The sequence below is a fragment of the Nocardia transvalensis NBRC 15921 genome (assembly GCF_000308875.1).
Taxonomy (GTDB): Bacteria; Actinomycetota; Actinomycetes; order Mycobacteriales; family Mycobacteriaceae; genus Nocardia; species Nocardia transvalensis.
This window is the reverse complement of sequence record NZ_BAGL01000063.1, coordinates 1-18,871: the sequence shown is the minus strand read 5'-3', so window position 1 is coordinate 18,871 and position 18,871 is coordinate 1. Positions and strand designations below refer to the sequence as shown.

At 69.7% G+C, this 18,871-nt stretch carries 22 protein-coding genes; 16 read left to right on the top strand and 6 right to left on the bottom strand.

Annotation, left to right across the window (positions count from 1 at the left end):
* Nucleotides 1-11 precede the first annotated feature (11 nt).
* Both ON41_RS40465 and ON41_RS22000 read right to left on the bottom strand, forming a co-directional pair.
* Nucleotides 12-173, bottom strand: a complete 162-nt coding sequence (locus tag ON41_RS40465) for a DUF397 domain-containing protein (protein ID WP_083905537.1) — start codon at nt 171-173, stop codon at nt 12-14.
* A 131-nt stretch (nt 174-304) separates the two neighbouring features.
* The gene (locus tag ON41_RS22000; RefSeq protein WP_040749619.1) at nt 305-1,072 is read right to left on the bottom strand and encodes a 2-phosphosulfolactate phosphatase; all 768 of its coding nucleotides are present in this window, start codon (nt 1,070-1,072) and stop codon (nt 305-307) included.
* Nucleotides 1,073-1,212: 140 nt separating this feature from the next.
* Here ON41_RS22000 and ON41_RS21995 point away from each other — a divergent pair, with 140 nt between their 5' ends.
* Nucleotides 1,213-1,662 (top strand): hypothetical protein, encoded by a 450-nt coding sequence (locus ON41_RS21995; RefSeq protein WP_040749618.1) that lies wholly within the window; start codon nt 1,213-1,215, stop codon nt 1,660-1,662.
* An 18-nt stretch (nt 1,663-1,680) separates the two neighbouring features.
* On the opposite strand, the gene ON41_RS21990 is transcribed toward ON41_RS21995, so the two are convergent.
* A complete protein-coding gene (locus tag ON41_RS21990; RefSeq protein WP_040749617.1) occupies nt 1,681-2,571 on the bottom strand; it encodes an NmrA/HSCARG family protein in 891 nt (296 codons plus the stop codon).
* A gap of 127 nt (nt 2,572-2,698) precedes the next feature.
* Between ON41_RS21990 and ON41_RS21985 the strand changes: the two genes are divergently transcribed.
* Both ON41_RS21985 and ON41_RS21980 read left to right on the top strand, forming a co-directional pair.
* A complete protein-coding gene (locus tag ON41_RS21985; RefSeq protein WP_040749616.1) occupies nt 2,699-3,490 on the top strand; it encodes a TetR/AcrR family transcriptional regulator in 792 nt (263 codons plus the stop codon).
* Between the two features lie 9 nt (nt 3,491-3,499).
* Nucleotides 3,500-3,952, top strand: a complete 453-nt coding sequence (locus ON41_RS21980; protein WP_157185579.1) for a putative glycolipid-binding domain-containing protein — start codon at nt 3,500-3,502, stop codon at nt 3,950-3,952.
* 3 nt (nt 3,953-3,955) lie between these two features.
* Here the strand turns inward: ON41_RS21980 and ON41_RS21975 are convergent, their stop codons facing one another.
* Together ON41_RS21975 and ON41_RS21970 are read right to left on the bottom strand one after the other, a co-directional pair.
* Nucleotides 3,956-4,336 (bottom strand): GNAT family N-acetyltransferase, encoded by a 381-nt coding sequence (locus ON41_RS21975; protein ID WP_040749615.1) that lies wholly within the window; start codon nt 4,334-4,336, stop codon nt 3,956-3,958.
* A 196-nt stretch (nt 4,337-4,532) separates the two neighbouring features.
* Nucleotides 4,533-4,922: a DUF2237 family protein gene (locus ON41_RS21970; protein WP_040749614.1), complete on the bottom strand. Its 390-nt coding sequence runs from the start codon at nt 4,920-4,922 to the stop codon at nt 4,533-4,535.
* Nucleotides 4,923-5,094: 172 nt separating this feature from the next.
* On the opposite strand from ON41_RS21970, the gene ON41_RS21965 reads away from it, so the two are divergent.
* From ON41_RS21965 to ON41_RS21930, 8 genes are all read left to right on the top strand, one after another.
* Nucleotides 5,095-5,502 carry an RpiB/LacA/LacB family sugar-phosphate isomerase gene (locus ON41_RS21965; RefSeq protein WP_040749613.1) on the top strand — a complete coding sequence of 136 codons (408 nt, stop codon included), beginning with the start codon at nt 5,095-5,097 and terminating at the stop codon, nt 5,500-5,502.
* Between the two features lie 289 nt (nt 5,503-5,791).
* Nucleotides 5,792-7,219, top strand: coding sequence for a signal recognition particle-docking protein FtsY (gene ftsY / locus ON41_RS21960; RefSeq protein WP_040749612.1), 1,428 nt, complete (start codon nt 5,792-5,794; stop codon nt 7,217-7,219).
* Nucleotides 7,220-7,436: 217 nt separating this feature from the next.
* Nucleotides 7,437-8,783, top strand: coding sequence for an ammonium transporter (locus ON41_RS21955; RefSeq protein WP_040749611.1), 1,347 nt, complete (start codon nt 7,437-7,439; stop codon nt 8,781-8,783).
* A 4-nt stretch (nt 8,784-8,787) separates the two neighbouring features.
* Nucleotides 8,788-9,126: a P-II family nitrogen regulator gene (locus tag ON41_RS21950; protein ID WP_024806477.1), complete on the top strand. Its 339-nt coding sequence runs from the start codon at nt 8,788-8,790 to the stop codon at nt 9,124-9,126.
* Nucleotides 9,127-9,262: 136 nt separating this feature from the next.
* Nucleotides 9,263-11,689 carry a [protein-PII] uridylyltransferase gene (locus tag ON41_RS21945; protein WP_040749610.1) on the top strand — a complete coding sequence of 809 codons (2,427 nt, stop codon included), beginning with the start codon at nt 9,263-9,265 and terminating at the stop codon, nt 11,687-11,689.
* Nucleotides 11,690-11,903: 214 nt separating this feature from the next.
* The gene (locus tag ON41_RS21940) at nt 11,904-12,215 is read left to right on the top strand and encodes a hypothetical protein (protein WP_040749778.1); all 312 of its coding nucleotides are present in this window, start codon (nt 11,904-11,906) and stop codon (nt 12,213-12,215) included.
* 54 nt (nt 12,216-12,269) lie between these two features.
* Nucleotides 12,270-13,838 carry a signal recognition particle protein gene (ffh, locus tag ON41_RS21935; RefSeq protein ID WP_040749609.1) on the top strand — a complete coding sequence of 523 codons (1,569 nt, stop codon included), beginning with the start codon at nt 12,270-12,272 and terminating at the stop codon, nt 13,836-13,838.
* 19 nt (nt 13,839-13,857) lie between these two features.
* Nucleotides 13,858-14,958 (top strand): amidohydrolase family protein, encoded by a 1,101-nt coding sequence (locus ON41_RS21930; protein WP_040749608.1) that lies wholly within the window; start codon nt 13,858-13,860, stop codon nt 14,956-14,958.
* A gap of 186 nt (nt 14,959-15,144) precedes the next feature.
* On the opposite strand, the gene ON41_RS21925 is transcribed toward ON41_RS21930, so the two are convergent.
* A complete protein-coding gene (locus ON41_RS21925; RefSeq protein ID WP_040749607.1) occupies nt 15,145-15,633 on the bottom strand; it encodes a MarR family winged helix-turn-helix transcriptional regulator in 489 nt (162 codons plus the stop codon).
* 52 nt (nt 15,634-15,685) lie between these two features.
* Here ON41_RS21925 and ON41_RS21920 point away from each other — a divergent pair, with 52 nt between their 5' ends.
* The 5 genes from ON41_RS21920 to trmD form a co-directional block, all read left to right on the top strand.
* Nucleotides 15,686-16,822: a questin oxidase family protein gene (locus ON41_RS21920; RefSeq protein WP_246460839.1), complete on the top strand. Its 1,137-nt coding sequence runs from the start codon at nt 15,686-15,688 to the stop codon at nt 16,820-16,822.
* A 254-nt stretch (nt 16,823-17,076) separates the two neighbouring features.
* Nucleotides 17,077-17,508: a 30S ribosomal protein S16 gene (gene rpsP, locus ON41_RS21915; RefSeq protein ID WP_040749606.1), complete on the top strand. Its 432-nt coding sequence runs from the start codon at nt 17,077-17,079 to the stop codon at nt 17,506-17,508.
* Between the two features lie 2 nt (nt 17,509-17,510).
* Complete coding sequence (locus ON41_RS21910; protein ID WP_040749605.1) at nt 17,511-17,753, top strand: RNA-binding protein; 243 nt, start codon at nt 17,511-17,513, stop codon at nt 17,751-17,753.
* Complete coding sequence (gene rimM / locus ON41_RS21905; protein ID WP_040749604.1) at nt 17,754-18,278, top strand: ribosome maturation factor RimM; 525 nt, start codon at nt 17,754-17,756, stop codon at nt 18,276-18,278. It begins immediately after the preceding gene.
* A 29-nt stretch (nt 18,279-18,307) separates the two neighbouring features.
* On the top strand, nt 18,308-18,871 hold a 564-nt coding region (gene trmD / locus ON41_RS21900), incomplete at its 3' end, for a tRNA (guanosine(37)-N1)-methyltransferase TrmD (protein ID WP_040749776.1).

The following is an 18,871-nucleotide window of genomic DNA, read 5'->3' as shown; positions in this document are numbered from 1 at the left end:
ACCCGGCAGCGCTATGACTCCGACAGGGCGGCCGTGAAGGCAGTCCATTCGCCGGTCGTGAATGCAAGAGTCGGTCCCGTGGGATTCTTCGAATCGCGGACGGCGATAGAGTCGCTCGGCAACCAAGCGACCTCGACGCATTGTCCGCCGGTGTCGCTGTAGCTGCGGCGAATTCACTCTAAGGCCGTACTCCGTCGGGATTCTAGAGATTGACATCACTCGCCGGTGCACCCTCCAGGTCGAACGGAGAAGGCGCCCATCCCGGATGCTCTCAACCCTTGGTAAGGGGTCGCGCGGGCCGTAGTCAGGTCGCGTCGGCGAAGTATCCCTCGGCGAGAACGGGTACGGCTCGGCTGGACTCGAGTTCGGTTGCGACAGTGACGTCGTCGGCGAAACCCATGGCGGTCAGTTCTCGGCCTGACGCACAGTCGCGGACCAGTGCGCGAACATCGTCGACGGCACCGTAGCCCGACTTGGCTACCGACGCCTCCGGCGACAGTGGGCCGGTCCCGCGTTCGGCGAGTGCGGTGATGACGGCGGCGGCGCCGAGCCAGTCTTCGACGGCGGTGCGAAGGGTGTCGAGGGCGGGCCAGTGTTCGCCTGCGGCGATCACCGCTACAGGGTGCTCAGTGGTTCCCCAGCCTTGGTCGGTGATCCATTCGGCGACAGCGGAGGCGTTGCGGAGGCAGGCCGCGACTACCGGAATGCCGGTGACGGCAGTGGAGATGGTGGATCCGTTCGGGGACGGGAGGACCAGGCGTGCGGGGGTGGGTGCGCGGCGCAGGGCGGCGGGGGAGAGGGACCACGGCTGCCGCTCCGAGACGGCTCGGCGTCCCACGGCAAGTTCCGCGTCGTGCTCGGCGGCGAATTCCGCGGCATTGCCGTCGCGCCACGGATACGGCAGGACTCGGGTTCCTGCCTCGATCGCCACGGAGACCGTGGTCGTGAACGACAGCACGTCGATCACCACGAGAGCAGCGCAGTGCGGGCCGAGTGCCCGCGCACCGGCCGCGCCCCAGTCGAATCGCACACCGAACGGCGACTGCGCCGACCATTCCGGAAACCCCGACATCCTTCGATCCCCTCCGCAATCCCGGCTGACCAGCATGCCAGAGATCGGGTGGGATAGCGGCCCGGGTAGTCCGGACCCGTTGACCGATTCGACGGCTCGCAGCCCTGTCGGTGCTTTCCCGGACCTGCGATCATCGGTGTGTGGCGGCCGAACGATCCGACCAAGAGGAAGTCGACTGCGGGGGAGAACCCGTCACCGGGAGTGAGGGGTGGTTCTCGCAGAAGAACGAACAACTGCGCCGGTGGGAGGAGACCCTCGCCCGCCGGGAAGTCGCCGTGAACGAACGAAACGAGGCCCGAGCGGACGGTCGTGACGACGTCGCCGCGGCCCGCGAGAGACGACCCGGGGCGGGTCCGCGCCAGCCGGGCGGTAGACCCCGCAAGCACCGGCGGTCGCCGGACGCCGCCAAGCGGCACAGCCGCGAGGCGATCGAGCAGTCCCGAATTCTGCTGGCCGCCAGCGCGGAACGCCTGAAACGAAGCCGAGCCGCGTTGGCGCGCAGCGAGAATGCCGCACGGCGAGCGGCCACCCGGATACGGGCCGAAGCGTGGCGGCCCGGCGGCGAGGACCCCGCGCCGCGCGGCGAATAGCACGGGGTCCCGCGGGCGCTAACCGGCGACCGACAACTTCAGTTGCGCCGCACCGGTTTCGGCCAGCCAGGCATCGAGTGTGCGCAGGCCCGGATGGATGACCCGGAGCGCGTGAATATCGGCGTGCCAGACCGAACCGCCCGTAATGCGCCGGGCGACAGAGGCGATCGGCTCACCCAGAGCATCCGTCTCGGCCTCGGTGAGCTGGTGGTAGCGGACCGGCGTGCCGATGGCCTCGGTGATCTTCGCGGCGGCGGCCGTGGGCGTGAGGGCATCACCGGCCAGCTCCAGGATCCGGCCGTGGAAGCGTTCCGGGTCGGCGAAGGCCAGCGCGGCGATGATGCCGATATCCTCGACCGCGATCATCTGGACCGGGCGATCCGGCGGGAACAGGTGCCGATGCACCCCGTCGACGATGCCGTCGATCGGCGAACCCTGCGCCAGATAGTTCTCCATGAAGCGCACCGGCCGCAGCAGGGTGTAGCGCATACCGCTGGCGATCACCGCCTGTTCGATGGACTTCTTCCCCGAGGCGATCCGCTCGTCGTCACCCGAGAACGACCCGATGCCGGTGAAGACGATATGGTCGACGCCCGCACGCCGGGCCGCCTCGACGAGCCGCTCGCCGCGCCGGGCCTCGATGTCCTTGTCGGTGACGGACGGGTCGAAAGGGTTGGGCGGTACGGCGAATACGCCGCGCACTCCGGATACGGCGGCATCGATACTGGCGGGATCGTCGAAATCGCCGACGACGAGTTCGGCGCCCGCCGCCGCCAATGCCCGGGCCGCGGTCGCCGCCGGATTGCGAACCAGGGCGCGCACGCGCCGGCCGCCGGTGAGCAGATGCCGGGCCGTGGCGCCGCCCTGCTTGCCGGTGGCTCCGGTGATCAAGATGGTGTCCGTGGACATATGTGCCTCGTTTCTCGGTGGAGGACGGATCGGTCGCGGGAGTAGAATCCGGGTTATTCGACCCGTATTCGCACGGTAGGAGCCCGGCGCCGCCCAGGCCACCCGCCGACCGGGAGGCCGTAACGAAATGACAACCGCAGCATCGACACCGGCCGTGCGGGCCGACGCCCGCCGCAACCGCGCGCTCGTCCTGGCCGCCGCCCAGGAGGCCTTCGCCGAATACGGCACCGCGGTGTCGCTGGCGGAGATCGCCCGCCGCGCGGGCGTCGGCGCGGGCACCGTGCACCGGCACTTCCCGTCGAAACTGGACCTGCTGGAAGCCGTTGTGCAGCAGCGCATCGACCGGCTCACGGCGGTGGCGCTGGACCGGCGCGACGGCTCGGCGGCCGGCGCGGCGTTCCTGGATTTCTGTACCCGGGTGGTGGTCGGCACGCGCGGTAACAAGGCCCTGTGCGACGTCCTCGAGACCGACGACGGCTGGCCCCGAATGCTGTTGCGGGAGGCGGGGGAGCGGTTCCGCCGCGCGCTCGGAGCGCTGCTGGTCGCGGCCCAGCGGGAGGGATCGGTGCGGGCCGATCTCACCCTGCCCGACGTGCTGGCCGTCTTCGCCGGATGCGTTGCCATCCAGCGCGCTTCGCCCGCGCGCCGCGGTGTGTCGCGCCCGGTCGCGATGGTGCTGGAGGCGATGCTCACCGAATCCGGCCGGGCGGTAACGAAATCCGGGACATCGACCGGCGGCCGTAACGAAAACGGAGCCGATAACGTTACGCGGGGTCACGTCGGCGATTGCGCGATCTGCGGTGCGCCGCTGCGGCATACGGGTGCGGGCCGCCCCGCTCGCTACTGTTCACCGGCCTGCCGTCAGAAGGCGCATCGCCGCCGCCGCGGAGCGCCGGACATCGCCGCCGTTCCCCGCTAGCCTCGGGACGTGCGAACCTTCGTGTGGCAGGGCATCGATGAGCCGCGGATGGAGATCGTCCGGGTGGAATCGCTGGACCGGGCGTCCGGGACTCAGATCGGCCTGGTGTACCAATTGCGGTGGCAACTGGACGGATCCGAGCTGACGGTCGATACGGGTGGCGGCCCGGTGCGGCACCGGCTGGACGGGGCCGACTACTTCGACCTCCAGCACTCCGCCTTCTTCAACTCCCTGCCCGTCGTTCGTGACGGGCTGCTGGATGCCGGCGCCGCCTCGCGGGATTACACGATGCGGTTCGTTTCCGTGCCGGATCTGTCCGCCACGCTCACCACCCAGCGGTACGAGCCGCGAGGCGGGCGCACGGTCCAATTCAGCTCCGGCGACTACCGGGCCGATATCGACTTCGACGAGGACGGCTACGTCGTGCTCTACGAGGACTATCTCCAGCGGCTGCAACCCTAGGGCTCAGCTGCGGGGGTAGAGCCGGAAGCCGTCGAAGGTGGTGTGCGGGCGGTCGCGGTAGTACTCGCCCGCCTCGTCGGTGACCAGATCCAGCCGGGTCACCCCGCTGCGCCGGAACACCTCCGCGATCAAATGGCCGCCGACGCCCCGGCCCCGATACGGCTCGGCGACCAGCAGCAGCGACAGATAACCCCACCAACCGTCGCTGAGCGCGTGGGCGAAGCCGAGGACGTCGCCGTCCACGGCGACCAGGGTGAGGCTGCCGGGGGCCCGCAGGGCGTCGTGGGCGCGGTCCGGATCGGCCGGATAACTGGGCCAGTTCTCGGCCCGGCACATCGCGACGATCGACGCGAGATGTTCGTGGGCGTAGTGCACGACCCGCATGGGGCGATTGTGCAGCCGCCGCGGGCCGCGTGTCCCGGGGTTGGCGGATACCGGCCGACGCGCCAGGGTGATCGGAGCGTCGGATTCGGTTGTGCCGTCGCGACTCTCCGGGGCCGGAAGTGTGACACTCCCGCTTTTCAGATCGATGATCCGAACGTCCCCGGAGTAGCTCGCGACCGGGAGGGCGGTACCGGTGCTACAGCAGATCGCTGACGTCGTCGGGGACGTCGACCGCGTACTTGCGCAACGTATCCATCGGGACCACCTCGAGCGCGTTCTCGTGGGTCGCCGCGAGCACGACGGGGGCGGCGACTCCGTCCTCGTGCGCATGTAGCCAGCGCACCGCGACCACGCACCAGCGATCGCCCGGCTGCAGGCCGGGAAAGTTGTTCTCCGGGCGCGGGGTGATCAGATCGTTGCCGATCGACTTCTGGTGCTCCAGGAAATCCTGGGTTACGACAGTGCACACCGTGTGGCTGCCCAGGTCTTCGGGGCCGGTGCTACAGCAGCCGTCCCGGTAGAAGCCGGTGAGAGGATCGGTGCCACACTCCTCCAGCGGTCCCCCAAGCACATTTCGATCGGTCACGTCGCCGATCCTATTGTCTCGGTATCGGATTCGCCGAGCCTTCCGCAGCGTGGTGCTCAGACGAGCAGACCGGTCGGTTGTTGAAGGTGTCCGCTACTGCCCGCGCGGCGTGTCATTCCGGGGAGTAACCGACTGGTGTGTTAATGCGCCGCAGGGGTCGTACGCTCGGGGCATGCGGATCGCCTTCGGTACCGACGAGTCCACCGACCTGACCCGATATGTGAAGGAGTGGCTCACCGCGCAGGGCCACGAACTGGTGGTGGTCGGCGAGGATATCGCCTGGCCCGAGGTGGGCGGCGGGGTCGGCGAGGCGGTCGCGCGGGGCGTGGCCGATAGGGGTGTCGTGTGCTGCTGGACCGGTACGGGCGTCTCGATCGCCGCGAACAAGGTGGCGGGCGTGCGCGCCGCGCTGTGCACCGACCGCGCCACCGCCGCGGGCGCCCGCACCTGGAACGACGCGAACGTCCTGGCCTTCGGCCTGCGCCTGACTTCACCCGCGCTGGCCGAGGAGATGCTGGACGCATTCCTCACCACCGACCCGGATACGTCCGAGGCCGTCAATTACGGCCGCCTCGGCTGAAGGTCGCCACCGCACGAGTCCGGCCTGTGCCGTCGTGACGGGTTCCGGCCTGTGCCGTCGTGACGGGTTCCGGCCTGTGTGCTCGTGGCGAGTTCCCGGCATGTGCCGTCTTGACGTGTGTCGGTATGTGCCTGTCTCGACGCGTGTCCGGCATATGCCCAGCCTGATGCGTGTCGGCATATGCCCAGCCTGATGCGTGTCGGCATCTTCCCAGCCTGTCCCGGCACGCTTTTGGCCGGGACCCCGCCACCCCCGCAGGTGTTACCCGGCGTTCTGAAAGGATGGGGGCGTGACTGCGCAAGCTTGGGTTCTGATCGCCGCGATCGCCGCCGTGCTGCTGGTGGCGTTCGTATCCGGATTCGTTCTGTACAGACGCCGCCGGGTGACAATGACCCCGGCCGCTCCCGAGAAGGAGCTGACCGATCGGTCGGGCGGGTACAAGGCGTCCGGGGGATTCAACTTCAGTCAGGGGAGTACCGGGTCGGGCACGCTCGCGCCGCCGAGCCCCGAGCCCGTGCCGGTCGAGCGGACCGACGACGAGGGCCAGCCGCATGTGGGCGACGACGCCGCGGTTCCGCGGGACTCGCCGCGCCGCACCATCACCGATGTCCGCCTGCCGGAACCGGAGACCACGGAGGACCGCGATACGGCCGCGCCCGCCGACGGCCTAGCGGGCCCGGCCACGGAGGACGACGGCACGGCCGCGCCCGCCGAGACCGACGCGCCCGCGCCCACGACCACTCCCGAGCGGAACGGCGTGGCCCCCGCGGCTCCCGCACCGCAGATCGAGGAGATCGAGCCCACCGCGGGCCGGCTCACCAAATTGCGCGGGCGGCTGTCGCGGTCCCAGAACGCCATGGGTAAAAGCCTGCTCGGGCTGCTCGGCGGCGGCGACCTCGACGAGGACTCCTGGGAGGAGATCGAGGACACCCTGGTCATGGCCGACCTGGGCACCGCCAGCACCACATCGATCGTCCTGCGGCTGCGTGAGGAGCTGGCCTCGCGCAGTGTCCGCACTCCCGAGCAGGCCCGTCAGGTGCTGCGCGATGTGCTGATCGAGGCGCTGCGGCCGGATCTGGACCGGTCCATCCGGGCCCTGCCGCACGACGACCATCCGTCGATCCTGCTGGTCGTCGGCGTCAACGGCACCGGTAAGACCACGACCACCGGCAAGCTGGCCCGGGTCCTGGTCGCGGACGGCCGCCGGGTGCTGCTCGGCGCCGCCGACACCTTCCGCGCCGCCGCCGCCGACCAGCTGCAGACCTGGGGCGAGCGAGTCGGCGCGGACACCGTGCGCGGCCGCGAGGGGGCCGATCCGGCCTCGGTCGCGTTCGACGCCGTCAGCGCCGGTATCACCGAGGGCGTGGATGTGGTGCTGGTCGACACCGCGGGCCGCCTGCACACCAAGACCGGCCTGATGGACGAGCTGGGCAAGGTCAAGCGGGTGGTGGAGAAGAAGGCGGCCGTCGACGAGGTGCTGCTGGTCCTCGACGCAACCGTCGGGCAAAACGGATTGACCCAGGCTCGGGTGTTCGCGGAAGTGGTCGATATCACCGGCGTGGTGCTGACGAAGCTCGACGGCACGGCCAAGGGCGGCATCGTATTCCAGGTTCAGCACGAACTCGGCGTGCCGGTCAAACTGGTCGGTTTGGGTGAGGGCGCCGATGATCTCGCACCCTTCGAGCCATCCGCCTTCGTCGACGCCTTGCTGGGCTGACCTGCGGCGATGTCGTCGGAAGCGCGCACACCGCCGGGGTGCTCGCGCTGAGCTAATTAGCGTGGTGAAGGTCACGAAACGTGGCGGCAACAATGAAAGTTCATCCGTTCACTCAGCGGAAACACCGCGGCGTCACGTCTGAAACACCGACTGAGGAACCTTCTTAGTCAGGCTCGTTGTGCCGTAATCGGCAGAGCCCGAGATGAGGAGGAACAAGGTGGCGTTTCCCGTAATCGGTGAACCCAACACCGGTGACACCGCATGGATGCTGGCGAGCTCGGCACTCGTGCTGCTGATGACACCAGGCCTGGCGTTTTTCTACGGCGGCATGGTGCGCGGCAAGAACGTGCTCAACATGATCATGATGAGCATCAGCGCAATGGGGCTGATAACGGTCCTGTGGTCGCTGTACGGCTTCTCCGTCGCATTCGGCGACGACAAGAGCAGCCTGTTCGGCGACCCGACGCAGTACTTCGGACTGAAGTCGGTCTTCGGCGGCAGTTATCTGGCCACGACGGATCCCGCGGCTCCCGCCGCGGTGCCACTGTCGGGCAGTATCCCGCTGTCGGTCTTCGTGGCATTCCAGCTGATGTTCGCGATCATCACCGTCGCTCTCATCTCGGGCGCGGTCGCCGACCGCCTCAAATTCGGCTCCTGGCTGGTGTTCGCCGGCGTGTGGGCCACGATCGTGTACTTCCCGGTGGCGCACTGGGTGTTCTCGTTCGACGGCATCACCGGTGAGCACGGCGGCTGGATCGCCAACAAGCTGAAGGCGATCGACTTCGCCGGCGGCACCGCGGTGCACATCAACGCCGGCGTCGCCGGTCTGGTGCTGGCGATCGTGCTCGGTAAGCGCAAGGGGTGGCCCAAGACCCCTATGCGCCCGCACAATCTTCCCTTCGTCATGCTCGGCGCCGGGCTGCTGTGGTTCGGCTGGTACGGCTTCAACGCCGGGTCGGCCACCGCCTCCAACGGCATCGCGGGCGCGACCTTCGTGACCACCACCATCGCGACCGCGGCCGCCATGCTGGCCTGGCTGCTGGTGGAGAAGATCCGCGACGGCAAGCCCACCTCGCTGGGCGCGGCCTCGGGCATCGTGGCCGGTCTGGTCGCCATCACCCCGTCGTGTTCGTCGGTGAACGTGGTCGGCGCCCTGGCCATCGGCATCGTCGCCGGCGCGCTGTGCGCCCTGGCGGTCGGCCTGAAGTTCCGGTTCGGCTTCGACGACTCGCTCGACGTGGTCGGCGTGCACCTGGTCGGCGGCCTGGTCGGCACCCTGATGGTCGGCCTGGTGGCCACCTCGGAGGCGCCCGCCGGTGTCGAGGGCCTGTTCTACGGCGGCGGCTTCGATCAACTCGGCAAGCAGGCCGTCGGCGCGTTCGCGGTGCTGGCCTTCTCCGGCATCGCCACCACGATCATCGCGCTGGCGATCAAGTACACCATCGGCCTCCGCGCGAGCGAGGAAGCCGAATTCCAGGGTATGGACGAGTCGGAGCACGCGGAGACGGCATACGATTTCGCTGCTGTGGGTGGCACGGCACGGACCACCGTCAAGGAGGCATGACGCAATGAAACTGATCACCGCAATCGTGAAACCGTTCACGCTCGAGGACGTCAAGAGCGGTCTGGAGCAGGCGGGCGTGCTGGGCATGACCGTGAGCGAGGTCCAAGGCTACGGACGGCAGAAGGGCCACACCGAGGTCTACCGCGGAGCCGAGTACTCCGTCGACTTCGTGCCGAAGGTCCGCGTCGAGGTGGTCGCCGACGATGCCTCCGTCGAGAAGGTCGTGGAGGTGATCGTCGAGGCGGCCCGCACCGGCAAGATCGGTGACGGCAAGGTCTGGGTCACCCCGGTCGACGCGGTGATCCGCGTCCGGACCGGTGAACGGGGCGCCGACGCCCTGTAGGAACCGCGCAGCATTTCGGTGAGACAGGCGGGATCCGTGCCCGCGGCGAACACAGAAGCGAGCGGCGGCCCCGCTCCCCGCCGGACGATGGCGGGGGCGGGGCCGTCCCGTGCCGGGCAGAGATTGGGTGGTGTTTGTGGCTTCACAGGCGAGAGACGAATTACCCGGCGGTGCAACGGATCTGGTACGAGCTCGCGATCAGCTGCTGGACGGCGGGGATGCCCGCCGTCCCCGCCTGGACGCCGAATCCCTGCGCCAGGCCCTGGTGGACCTGCACGATCTGTGGCTCACCACCAAGGGCGCGGACCTGGGCATCACCCGTGACAGCGGCCTGGCCGTGGTCGCCGTCGGCGGGCTCGGGCGCCGGGAGATGCTGCCGTACTCGGATCTCGATCTCGTGCTGCTGCACGATGACGTGGACCCGCAGCGGGTCGCGGAGGTGGCCGATCAGCTCTGGTACCCACTCTGGGACGCCCACATCAAACTCGACCACAGTGTGCGCACGGTCCCGCAGGCGCTGCGGGTCGCGTCCGACGATCTCACCGCGGGCCTCGGCATGCTCGAGGCCCGGCACATCGTCGGCGACGAGGAGCTGAGCAATCTGCTGATCGGCGGGGTGCGCCGGGAGTGGCGCACCGGAATCCGCTCCCGCTTCGGCGAACTCGTGGAACAGGCCCAGGCCCGGTGGCGGCGCAGCGGCGAGATCGCCCACCGCGCCGAACCCGATCTCAAGAACGGCCGGGGCGGCCTGCGCGACATCCAATTGCTGGACGCGCTGGCCATCGCGCAGCTGACCGACGCCATGCCCGGCCTGGGCCCGGACGTTCCCGGCGGCGGCCTGAAGCAGGCGCATCGCCGCCTGCTGGACGTGCGCACCGAGCTACACCGGGTGGCCCGGCGTTCGCGGGATCAGTTGCGGGCCCAGGACGCCGACGAGATCGGCGCGGCGCTGCGCATCGGGGACCGCTTCGATCTGGCCCGCACGCTCAGCGACGCCGCGCGCACGGTCGGGTACTCGGTCGACGTCGGGCTGCGGACCGCCGGTAACGCGCTGCCCCGTCGCGGCCTCGCCAGGCTGCGGCGGGTCCCGGTGCGGCGACCACTCGATGAGGGGGTGGTCGAGCACGCGGGCGAGGTGGTGCTGGCCCGGGACGCGCGCCCGCAGAAGGATCCGGGCCTGATTCTGCGGGTGGCCGCGGCCTCGGCGCAGACCGGGCTGCCGATGGCGGCGACCACGCTCAACCGCCTGTCCGAGGACGCCCCCGAACTGCGCGAGCCGTGGCCGCGGGAGGCGCTCAACGACCTGCTGGTGCTGCTCGGCGCCGGGCGCGGGACCGTGGACGCGGTCGAGGCGCTCGACCGGACCGGGCTGTGGGGCCGGCTGTTCCCGGAGTGGGGCGCCGTGCGCGACCTGCCGCCACGCGATCCGATGCACACCTGGACCGTGGACCGCCACCTGGTCGAGGCGGTCGCGTACGCCGGGGCGCTGAGCACCCGCGTCGTCCGCCCCGACCTGCTGCTGCTGGGCGCGCTGCTGCACGACATCGGCAAGGGGCGCGCCGAGGACCACAGCGTCGTCGGCGCCGATCTCGCCACCCAGATCGGCCGGCGGCTGGGGCTGTGGCCGTCGGATGTGCACACGCTGTCGGCGATCGTGCGCTACCACCTGCTGCTGCCGGATACCGCGACGCGCCGTGATCTCGCGGATCCCGCCACCGTGCACATGGTTGTCGACGCGCTCGGCGGCGATCCGGGACTGCTGGAACTGCTCTACGCCCTGGCCGAGGCGGATTCGCTGGCCACGGGCCCGGGGGTGTGGGGCGACTGGAAGGCGTCGCTGATCGGGGATCTGGTGCGGCGCTGCCGGCTGGTCATGGCGGGAGAGCCGCTGCCGCAACCGGATCCGGTCGCCGACGACCTGCTGGAGAAGGCGAAGTCCGGCGGCGTGCACGTCGAGCTGGTGCCCGGCGACGGCCGCTACACGCACGTCGTCACCGTCATCGCGCCCGATACGCCCGGCTTGCTCTCGGATGCGGCCGGTGTGCTCGCGCTGCATTCGCTGCGCGTGCTGTCGGCGTCGGTGCGCGGCAGCGGCGACGCGGCGATCGACCGGTTCGTGGTGACGCCGATGTTCGGCGATCCGCCGGATCCCGGGCTGCTGCGCCAGGAACTGATCCGCGCCGTCCGGGGCGACCTGAATCTGTCGACGGTGCTGGCCAAGAAGGAGCGCGACGCGGCCGGCGTGCGGCCCAGCCAGTACTCGCAGGCCCAGCCCCGGGTGCTCTGGCTCGAGACCGGAACGCCCGGCCAGGTGCTGCTGCAACTGCGTGCGGAGGACCGGATCGGCCTGCTCAGCCGATTGGCCGCGGCACTGGCCACCGCGGGTGTCGATGTGCAGTGGGCCAAGGTGGTCACGATGGGCGCGGCGGTCGTCGACGCGTTCTGCCTGGAACTCGGCGACGACGACACGCCGGAGCGGCGCGCCGAGATCGAGGCCGCCGTGCTCGCGGTGGTTCCGCAGCAGGAACCGAAGAAACCGCCCGAAACGGACACCGAGGCCTAGTCCGGCGCTGGTTACCGGACGATCGCCCCGACTGCCGAATCACCCCCGAACCGATCGTTTGCCGGTTAACCAGATCGTTGCGTGGTATTTGCTACAACCTGAGCCGTGTGTGACGCGGGCCACCCTAGTATCTGAGCTGTCCGAAGCTCTCCATCCGAGTTGTCGCATGTCGCAGTACCTGTCTTGGCGTCGTAAGCACGAGGGGAGCAGGTCGGTGGCTATTGAAGTCGTCTCCGCGTCGATGATGACCAGCGATATGACCCGGCACATCGCGCGCTGCGTGGGCGGAGACCGCTGGGTGGTCTCCTGGTTGCCGGGCCGGACGCTCAGTGGACAGCAGGCGGTGACCGCCATGACCATCGCGTCCACGGTCACCCACCGCGACACCACCGAGGCCGAGTGGGCCATGCTCGACAACATGGCCCTGGAGCTGGGCCTGACCGCCCGTGAGGCGGTCTACATGGTGGCCTCGGAGGACCACGACATCCGCCAGGCCCCGCGCCCGCGACGGCGATCACTGGAGTAGCCCGATACCCTGGTGTGTCGAGTGACTTCCGTCGAGATACCAGGAGCGCGATCGGTGTTCGAATCCCTGTCCGACCGGCTGACCGGTGCCCTACAGGACCTGCGTGGCAAGGGGCGCCTGTCTCCGGCCGATATCGACGCGACCGCTCGCGAGATTCGTCTGGCCCTGCTCGACGCCGATGTCGCGCTGCCGGTGGTGCGGCAGTTCATCAACCGGATCAAGGAGCGCGCCAAGGGGGCCGAGGTCTCGGCGGCGCTCAATCCGGCCCAGCAGGTCGTCAAGATCGTCAACGAGGAACTCGTCGGCATCCTCGGCGGCGAGACCCGGCGGCTGCAGTTCGCCAAGACGCCGCCGACGGTGATCATGCTCGCCGGCCTCCAGGGCGCCGGTAAGACGACGCTGGCCGGCAAGCTCGCGAAATGGCTGAAGGGCCAAGGGCATACGCCGCTCCTGGTGGCCTGCGACCTCCAGCGTCCCGGCGCCGTCACGCAGTTGCAGGTGGTCGGTGAGCGGGCCGGGGTGCCGGTGTTCGCGCCGCATCCGGGCACCTCGGTCGGTGGTGAGAACCCGCTGGGAATCACCGCCTCCGACCCGATCGACGTGGCGCGTCAGGGCGTCGACGAGGCCCGGAGCAAGCAGTACGACGTGGTCATCGTCGATACCGCCGGCCGCCTCGGCATCGATGAGGAACTGATGCGGCAGGCCGCGGGCATCCGCGACGCCGTCCAGCCCGACGAGACCCTCTTCGTCCTCGACGCGATGGTCGGCCAGGACGCCGTCAGCACCGCCGAGGCGTTCCGCGACGGCGTCGGCTTCACCGGCGTCGTGCTCACCAAGCTCGACGGCGACGCCCGCGGTGGCGCCGCGCTGTCGGTGCGCGAGGTGACCGGCCAGCCGATCCTGTTCGCGTCGACCGGTGAGAAGCTCGAGGACTTCGACGTCTTCCACCCCGACCGGATGTCGAGCCGCATCCTCGGCATGGGCGATCTGCTCACGCTGATCGAACAGGCCGAGCAGGTCTACGACCAGCAGCAGGCCGAGGAGGCCGCGCGCAAGATCGGCTCCGGCGAGCTCACCCTCGAGGACTTCCTCGACCAGATGCTGGCCATCCGCAAGATGGGCCCGATCGGCAACCTGCTCGGCATGCTGCCCGGCGCGGGCCAGATGAAGGACGCGCTCGCCCAGGTCGACGATCGGCAGCTGGACCGGGTGCAGGCCATCATCCGCGGTATGACGCCCGCCGAGCGCGCCAATCCGAAGATCATCAACGCCTCGCGCCGGCTGCGCATCGCGAACGGTTCGGGTGTGACCGTGACCGACGTCAACCAGCTGGTCGATCGCTTCTTCGAGGCCCGCAAGATGATGGCCCAGATGGGCCGCCAGATGGGCATGCCCGGCGGCGCCCGGCGAAATGCCAAGGGCAAGAAGGGGAAGAAGGGCAAGAAGGGCGGCCGCGGGCCGACGCCGCCGAAGGTGCGCGGCGGGTTCCCGGGCATGCCCGCGATGCCGGGCGGGATGCCCGGTGGCATGCCCGACCTGTCGAATATGCCCGGCGGACTCGGTGAACTGCCGCCCGGTCTGGAAGGTATCGACATCTCGAAGCTGAAGTTCCCGAAGAACTAGCCGCGGCCGAGGAGGCGGTATGCGACTGCATCTGCGGGGAGTGGTTCTTCCGGAGGACGAGGTTCGTGACCTGTGGGTGCGGGACGGGCTGATCTCGGTCGAGCCCGTCCGCGATGCCGAAACCCTCTGCGGCGCGGGCTGGATCGTGCCCGGTCTGGTGGACGCGCACTGTCATGTGGGTATTCGCTACGGCGGCGGGCACGAGGATCACGACGGCGCTGTCGAGCAGGCCGAGACCGAACGCGATGCCGGGGCGCTGCTGCTGCGCGACGCGGGATCGCCGATCGACACCCGCTTCATCGATGAGCGCGAGGACCTGCCGAAGATCATCCGCGCGGGCCGGCACATCGCGCGGCCCAAGCGCTACATCCGGGAACTGGGCATTGAACTCGACGACGAGCGCGATCTGCCGGAGATCGTCGCCGAACAGGCCCGGCTCGGCGACGGCTGGGTGAAGATCGTCGGCGACTGGATCGACCGTTCCGTGGGCGACCTCCGCCCGCTGTGGAGCGACGCGGTGCTGAAGGAGGCGATCGACGCCGCCCACCGCGAGGGCGCGCGCGTCACCGCGCACGTCTTCGGTGAGGATGCGCTGCCGGGCCTGATCGATGCGGGCATCGACTGCATCGAACACGGCACCGGCCTGACCGACGACACGATCGACATGATGGCCCGGCGCGGCACCGCGCTGGTCCCCACGCTGATCAATATCGACACCTTCCCCGATATCGCCGACAGCGCCACGAAATTCCCCGTCTACGCCGCCCACATGCGCGACCTGCACCGCCGCGTGCGCGAGACGGTCGCGAACGCCCACGCCGCCGGAATCCCGATCTACACCGGCACCGACGCGGGCGGCTCGATCCGCCACGGCCGCATCGCCGACGAGATCGACGCCCTGTCCGGCGCGGGCATGACCCGCCACGAGGCCCTCGGCGCCTCCTCCTGGAACGCCCGCACCTGGCTGGGCCGCCCCGGCATCGCCCCCGGCGCCCCCGCCGATTTCGTTGTCTACGAGCAGGACCCGCGCACCGGCCCCGAAGTCCTCGCCGCCCCAGCCTTCGTCGTCCTGCGAGGCAAGGTCTATTCCCGCCGAGACCCCGTCACCGGCCACCGCTGAGGTCCCGGCCCCCAGTCTCACTTGGCTTCTGGCTCCGAGTCTCCCTGGACTCCCGGCTCCGCGCCCCCTACTTTTCCCGGCATGCTTTTGGCCGGGAACCACCCGCACCCACGATGGATTCCGGCCAAAAGCGTGCCGGAAAATGCGAGAGGCGTGAGTCGGCCGCTCCAGTTCCGGAGGCGTGGGTCAGGCGCTCCAGTTGCGGATCTCATGCGCCCAGGCGCGCAGTCCTGCGGCGAACCCCTCGCGCTGTTCGGGGGTGAGGGTGGTCAGGGCGGTGAGCAGCGGGTCGGCGCGGCGGGCGACGAAAGTCTCCATGTGCTCGCGCTTGTCGGGCCGCAGGCTCACCAGGGTGCGGCGGCGGTTGGCCGGGTCGGGGCGGCGGGTGACCCACCCGGCGCGGTCGAGATCGCCGACCAGTTCGCTCACCGTCGACAGCGCCAGGCCCATGCGGGCGGCCAGTTCGCTCACGGTCAGCGAGTCGTCCGGGATCAGCTGTACACAGACCGCGCCGTGGCGTGAGGTGAGCCCGTGCCCGATGAAGGACTCGTGGTGCTCGGCGGGCATATCCGCACGCACCCGCGCGAAGTAGTTCGAGATCAGCGGGACGAATCCGATGATCTCGGTGATCTCCTCGCGGCTGGGGACCCGGGGGCCGCCGGTCTTGTCGGGCACCAGAGCATCCTATATCTTCGGATTCACAAATAGTTTGTATATCCGAAGTGAGATGAGTGTGATGACCATCTACCACGACGCCGTCAACGACGCGCTCGAGCGGCTCGACGATCTGGGATACGAACGCAGTCTCGGGGGAGGGGACCTGGCCAATCACGGGCCGATGGGCGCGGAGGCACTCGCCGTCCTCGGCCACGGCGACGCCGTCCCGGAGTGGATCGAGGTGTACCGCGCCGCGGCCCCGCACCACGAACCGCCGGTGCCGTACCAGCGACTCGGCGACGAGGAGGCGGAATGGCGTGCGGCGCTGGGTGATATCGGCCGTGCCGGCGATTTCGAGGAGCTGTTCGCGCGGCAGATGGCCGAGGAGGGCTGGCGCGCGGTGCTGGTGCGCTGGTGGCCGCGGCTGCTGCCCGGCCCGATGACCGGCCTCACCCACGGATTGATCCGCACCGCTCACGCCGTGCGCGGCCTCGGCGCGACCGACCGTCCGACCGCGCTGCAGGAGCGAGAATTGGCGCGGGGACTCGGCTACTGGGCCGCGCGTTTCGTCGATGCGCCGGGGCGCGGCCGCCTGGTCGGCAACCTGTCCCTGCCCGACGCGATCGCCGCGGTCCGGCGGATACCGCGACCTCCGGCGAGTCCGCAGGAGGGCCTGGCGCGCATGCGCGACCCGCGTTCGATGCCCGGCTACGGCGAGGCCCTCGACGCCCTGGCCCCCGATCACATCCAGCGGCTGATCTCCGAGATGACCGCGCAGTTCGCGGGAGTCTGTGTGGCACATACCGACTCGCACTTCCCGATCCCGCTGCTGCACGGCGTGACCGCTCCGGCGGCGGCCCGGCTCGTGCTGCCGCACCTGCCCCCGGAACTGCACGAACCCACCCTCGCGGCCCTCTGGCAGGCGCAGGTCACCTTGCTGATGATGGTCACCACCGCCGATACCGGCGAGGTGGAGGCCCTGGATCGGGCCCGGCAGGCGGATCCGCCGTCGTGGGACGAGCTGATCGCCCGCGCCGTGGACCACCGCGACGAGCACGTCATCAAATTCACCGAGGCGTGCCTGCGCGAGCATTCCCTGCGCCCCGATCCCCGTTACGCCTGGGCCGTCGACATCGCCCAGCAGCACATCGAGCGCCCCGATTCGGCGACCGGTCCGGCCGTCGCCGTCCGCTTCGGACGTTCCTAGGGTCGGGCTCTCGGTCGAGCGGGGCCGATTTCGGTCGTGCGGGATCGGTCTGGCAGAATGAACGATCGTCCTCGCGGGCGACCTCGGAACCTTCCGCGGTCGCCGTTATGGACAGTGTCAGCCCGTCTCCGGTTACGTACCGCGCGGCGGTCACACACTCTACGCAAAACCGGGCCGGCCTCCGTGCTGGTCGCTGAATTGCGCCGTGACCGATCGGCCGTCTCACGACGGCCACCACCGAAAGGCATACAGCCATGGCTGTCAAGATCAAGCTCACCCGGCTCGGGAAGATCCGCAACCCGCAGTACCGCATCGTCGTCGCCGACGCGCGGACCCGCCGGGACGGCCGCTCCATCGAGAGCGTGGGTAAGTACCACCCCAAGGAAGAGCCCTCGCTGATCGAGGTGAACTCGGAGCGCGTGCAGTACTGGCTGGGCGTCGGCGCGCAGCCGACCGAGCCGGTCAAGCGCATCCTGGAGATCACCGGTGACTGGCAGAAGTTCAAGGGCCTGCCGGGCGCCGAGGGCACGCTGAAGGCCAAGGCCGCCAAGCCGAGCAAGCTGGACCTGTTCAACGCCGCGCTGGCCGCCGCCGACAGCGAGCCGGTCGCCGAGGCCGTCACCCCGAAGAAGAAGGCGTCCAAGAAGGACGCCGAGGCGGAGGCCCCGGCCGAGGCTGCGGAGTAGTAATGACCGCCGTCGTCGCTGATGCCGTGGAGCACCTGGTCCGCGGCATCGTCGCCAATCCCGATGACGTCCGCGTGGACCTGATCACCAGCCGTCGCGGTCGCACCGTCGAGGTGCACGTGCACCCGGACGACCTGGGCAAGGTGATCGGCCGCGGTGGCCGCACCGCGACCGCGCTGCGCACCCTCGTCGCCGGTATCGGCGGCCGGGGTATCCGGGTCGACGTGGTCGACACCGACCAGTAGATGGAACTTGTCGTCGGGCGGGTCGCCAAATCGCACGGGGTGCGCGGCGAACTCGTCGTCGAGGTGCGTACCGACGAGCCGGAACAGCGGTTCGCGCCGGGCATCGTCCTGCGCGGGCGGCTGCCGCGGGCGACGTCGACGCAGGACTACACCGTGGAGTCGGTCCGGGAACATTCGGGCCGGCTTCTCGTGTGCCTGCGCGGGGTGTCGGATCGCACGGCCGCGGACGCGTTGCGCGGCACCCTGTTCCTGATCGATACCGCCGATCTGTCGCCGTCGGAGGATCCCGACGAGTTCTACGACCACGAACTCGAGGGCCTGTCGGTGCAGCTCGTGGACGGTGCCGTCGTCGGCGAGGTCACCGAGGTGCTGCACTCCGCCGCGGGTGAACTGCTGTCGGTGCGCGCCGCCGACGACGGCCGGGAGATTCTGATCCCGTTCGTCACCGCGATCGTGCCCAGCGTGTCGGTCGCCGAGGGCCGGGTCGTGATCGATCCGCCCGAGGGACTGCTCGACAAGGAGTGAGGATGGGTTCCGGCGACTCCGCCGCCGCGCTGCGGATCGATGCTGTCACCATCTTCCCCGAATACCTCGAACCGCTGCGAACGGCATTGCTGGGCAAGGCGATCGACAAGGGGATCGTCGAGCTGGGCGTGCACAACCTGCGGCAGTGGACCCACGACGTGCACCAGTCCGTCGACGACGCCCCGTACGGCGGCGGACCGGGCATGGTGATGAAGCCGACCGTCTGGGGCGACGCGCTCGACGCGGTGTGCCCGGACGGCGCGCTGCTCGTGGTGCCCACGCCCGCCGGTGTCCCCTTCACCCAGGCCACGGCCGAACGCTGGGCCGCCGAACGGCATCTGGTGTTCGCCTGTGGCCGGTACGAGGGCATCGATCAGCGCGTCTTCGACGACGCCGCGCGCCGGGTGCGGGTCGAGGAGGTCAGCATCGGTGACTACGTGCTGATCGGCGGCGAGGCCGCGGTGCTCGTGATGGCCGAGGCCGTCGTCCGCCTGATTCCCGGCGTGCTGGGCAATCAGCAGTCCCACCAACAGGATTCGTTCTCCGACGGCCTGCTCGAGGGCCCCAGCTACACCCGCCCGGTCACCTGGCGC